The organism is Wolbachia endosymbiont of Drosophila baimaii (assembly GCF_028982185.1).
Classification (GTDB): Bacteria; Pseudomonadota; Alphaproteobacteria; order Rickettsiales; family Anaplasmataceae; genus Wolbachia; species Wolbachia pipientis.
The window spans coordinates 1-3,470 of sequence record NZ_JAPQLE010000052.1 but is presented as its reverse complement, the minus strand read 5'-3'; the positions used below and the strand labels follow the sequence as shown (position 1 = coordinate 3,470).

Annotated in this window: 5 protein-coding genes; 2 read left to right on the top strand and 3 right to left on the bottom strand. The window is 33.4% G+C overall.

The window, feature by feature from the left end; translation table 11 throughout:
- Window positions 1–371, top strand: a 371-nt coding sequence (locus OZD66_RS01730) for a transposase (protein WP_338061736.1), incomplete at its 5' end; no start/stop codon positions are given.
- 5 nt (window positions 372–376) lie between these two features.
- Window positions 377–631 (top strand): hypothetical protein, encoded by a 255-nt coding sequence (locus tag OZD66_RS01725; protein WP_275022035.1) that lies wholly within the window; start codon window positions 377–379, stop codon window positions 629–631.
- 192 nt (window positions 632–823) lie between these two features.
- Here OZD66_RS01725 and OZD66_RS01720 read toward each other — a convergent pair whose 3' ends face one another.
- The 3 genes from OZD66_RS01720 to OZD66_RS01710 all read right to left on the bottom strand — a co-directional run.
- The gene (locus OZD66_RS01720) at window positions 824–1,621 is read right to left on the bottom strand and encodes a hypothetical protein (RefSeq protein ID WP_007548904.1); all 798 of its coding nucleotides are present in this window, start codon (window positions 1,619–1,621) and stop codon (window positions 824–826) included.
- Window positions 1,622–1,670: 49 nt separating this feature from the next.
- On the bottom strand, window positions 1,671–2,345 hold the full coding sequence (gene pyrF / locus OZD66_RS01715) for an orotidine-5'-phosphate decarboxylase (RefSeq protein ID WP_182366640.1): 675 nt from the start codon (window positions 2,343–2,345) through the stop codon (window positions 1,671–1,673).
- A gap of 13 nt (window positions 2,346–2,358) precedes the next feature.
- On the bottom strand, window positions 2,359–3,470 hold a 1,112-nt coding region (locus tag OZD66_RS01710), incomplete at its 5' end, for a coiled-coil domain-containing protein (RefSeq protein WP_275022032.1).

Below are 3,470 nucleotides of genomic sequence, written 5' to 3'. Positions count from 1 at the left end.
TACTATATGCAGATAGGGCATATGACAGAGAAAAGCTCTATAAGCTGTGTAATCAATATGGTATAAAAACGAAAATTCCTCCGAAAAACAACGCAGCAGAGCATCCAAAGTTAGACTATATGGCTGAGAGAAATTCTGCAGTCAAGCTCATAAGGTCATATGATGAAGATGGTATAAAGAAGTGGAAAAAAGAGATGAGTTATGGAAAAAGATCTTATATAGAAAGTTTTTTCTCGCGACTGAAACAAACATTCTGGTTTAGTTTTAGGAATAAATCTGAGACAAATAGAGAGAAGGAACTACTTGTTAAATGCTATTTGCTCAATAAGTTCACTGATATTGGTATGGCTAAATTTGAGATAGCTTCATAAATTTATTGTGCGTTACCTACTATCCGAAGAGCGATGCAACAAAGCCCACTGGGATCCAGCTTCTATGCAACTTAATTAAAAACGTTTGTTTTAGCGTAAGACAACTACCTTTAGCTCATCAGCTCAGTTATAAGCAAAATTTCTGGATTCCAGTGTCAAGCACTGGAATGACATCATCTGTTGTGCAATTTACCTTTAAAAATGAATGTTCGTACAGTTATGTGCTTGGCACTGAAATGGCACCATTTTTTATCTGTTGAAAATGTAAACCGAAAAATAGCGTGGCACTTTGTGCCACGCTTAGTACTGTAAGCTTAATCCAGTAATTAAATTAAGCGAGGTAAAATAAAAGATAACGACACTATATAATGTTCGTTCTTTTATGTCAAGCACTTTTTTGAATTTTTTTGGTGATAATTTTTATCCAGTTATTTTATTATTGTAGTATAATTTCAATGCCAGATACTATCATTATGATCACTATCTAAATTTAAATCGTAATTATCATCAAATTTATATATCCCCTCCATCTCTTCTCTATGCAATTCATGTGAATCACCTAAAGCTTTTTGATTAGAAACGTCAACACAATACTGTAACAGTGCTCTTAATGCTCCAGCACTATCTTGATCTAAATTAAAATTGCTAAAATCAAATTTCTGCATATTCTCCACATGTCCTTCTCTACATAACCTACATATCTTAGCAAAAGCCCTTTCACTTTCTCGACTCCAAGCATTAAGAAAGTAAGGATCTACTACTTTGCTAAATTGTTTCTCTATCTCTTCAAGAGAGCTCTCTGGATTAAGTTCTAATATTACTTTGAAAATCCCACTGCCATGGAATCCATAAAATTTACTAGATAAGCTATCTTTTACAAAATTAACTGCATCATCTATTGTAACACCAGAGCGAGATTCAAATATCATCTCAAATGCTCCATAACAACTATCAATACCAAAATTAATTATTTTTTCCATAAAATCAATTACCTCTTCTAAGGAAATTTGTGGCTTATTCCTCAAGATAACTTCTAAACTCTTGACAAAATTATGCCCATGCTGACCCATAGCATGGGTTTTCCCATTTATTGTATAATGATATAGCTTCTTATTTTCTATTATATGCTTATTGCACTGGTAGATATGTAGCTTATTCAATTTGCCAGAATATTCCTCTATTTCCTTATCTGGTAATTTTGAGCGGAATTCCTTGATTACTTCGCGTATTATTCTATTGATATTACTCATGCTTATTCCTAATTAATATGTTAGTATTTTTATAAATTAAGTTATTATATTAAAATTCTTTCATGGATTTCAATATTAGCTCCGCACTACTTGTAGTTTTTGTAATGGGTCTGCCAATGACGATATAATCAGCTCCTGAATTTATTGCTTCTTTTGGTGTTGCTGTTCTTTTTTGGTCGTCATGACCTGGATCTATACGAATTCCTGGAGTAATAATTTTAAAGTCTTCACCGCATTCTCGGCGCACTTCTTGAGCTTCTAGTGCAGAACAGACTATTCCATGGAGTCCAATCTTTTTTGCAAGCTTTGCAAGCAAAATTACCTGTGATTTTGCCTCTCTTGCTACTCCAAGCTCGTTTAAATCCTCATTGCTCATACTAGTTAGCACTGTCACTCCAATCAGCTTTATTTTTGTGCCTTGCACTACACTTAGCGCTTCTTCAAGCATTTTTGTTCCACCGCTGATGTGCAGAGTTAACATTTCAACGTTCAGAACTTTTATTACTTCAACTGTTTTAGCTACAGTGTTTGGAATGTCATGCAATTTCAGATCTAAAAAAATTGGTACATTGCATTTTGCAACTTCTTGCACTCCAGAAAGACCTTGAGCAGCAAAAAATTCTGATCCCAGCTTTACCATGCCAACTTTACCACGCAGAGCATTAGCTAGAGAAATAGCCTCATTTAAGTCTTGTGTATCCAGTGCACATATTATTGGGTTCATTATCTTGCATGATTTATTTTACAATAAGACTAATTGTTGTATTGTCAAGTTCTACATTCCGAAATTGACTGCGTTTACAACGTTCTGTCCACGGTAAATCTGGCAATTTGATCGGAGTGGATGAGCGACTGACAAATAATGATTCATATCCAAGATCTTCCAGCGAAGAAGAAGGCGTTTCGTCTGGCAAAAGCCGTGCAATTTCTCCTTGTAACGCAGACTTTAATATTTGAATCGTATCTAATATTGCTTTTCCATCATTATTTCTTATTGGTTCTTCTATATTGTCTGTTACGCATCTTATCAACAGTTGCGCAAAATTCACTTGTTTTTCTTTCTCTTTCAAAAAATCTTCTATTTGACTGTCTCGTTCTAAAAGTGAATTTCTTAAACTTTTTACTTCATTATTACAATCTTTTCTTATCCCATCTAACTCAAAAGATTGATTTTTAATTAAACCATTTGCTTCATCTAACTCTTCAAATTTCTCTTTTAATTCTTTAGATAAATTTTTCTTTTCTTTGTTGACCTCTTTAATTTTACATTGTAGCTTATCTAAGTTTGCATGCAGCCTTTCTTGTTCTTCACGTAATTCCTCTACTTCTTTAGAAAGTTTATTTTTTTCCTTATTCAATGCCTCTACTTTTTCACTAAGTTCATGTTTTTTCTCACGTAGTGCCTTTTGTACTTCACGTAACGTTTCTATTCTATCATTCAACCCCTTATTCTCTAGCTCTAAATGTTTATTATCATCCACTTCCATCTTCAGCTTTGCAATAAATCTACTTCTTTCTTCCAACTGTTTCTTTAAACATGAGATTTCAAGTTTTAATTTCTCTTCCTGCTCATTAAGCTTACCTATTTCCTTTCTTGTTTTGTCCAATTCATTGTCTATTTCAAACGTACGATTCTTTGCTGTTTCTAATTTTTTCTCTAAAGATTTTTTTTCTTCAAGAAGAGATTCTCTCTCAGCTTCTGACTCATTTACTTTCTGATCCAATCTTTTTGCTCTCTTGTCTAAATTTTGCTTCTCTCTAGTTATAGCACTTCTCATAATAGTCCAAAAAAGGTAAGATATGGATTTATAGTAGTGATGGTAAGCATGCCAGCAGCATATAGTTATGA

Bases quoted from the DNA above. Each gene is read 5' to 3' on its own strand.
- pyrF (WP_182366640.1), bottom strand. From the start codon at position 2,345: ATGAACCCAATAATATGTGCACTGGATACACAAGACTTAAATGAGGCT.
- OZD66_RS01720 (WP_007548904.1), bottom strand. From the start codon at position 1,621: ATGAGTAATATCAATAGAATAATACGCGAAGTAATCAAGGAATTCCGC.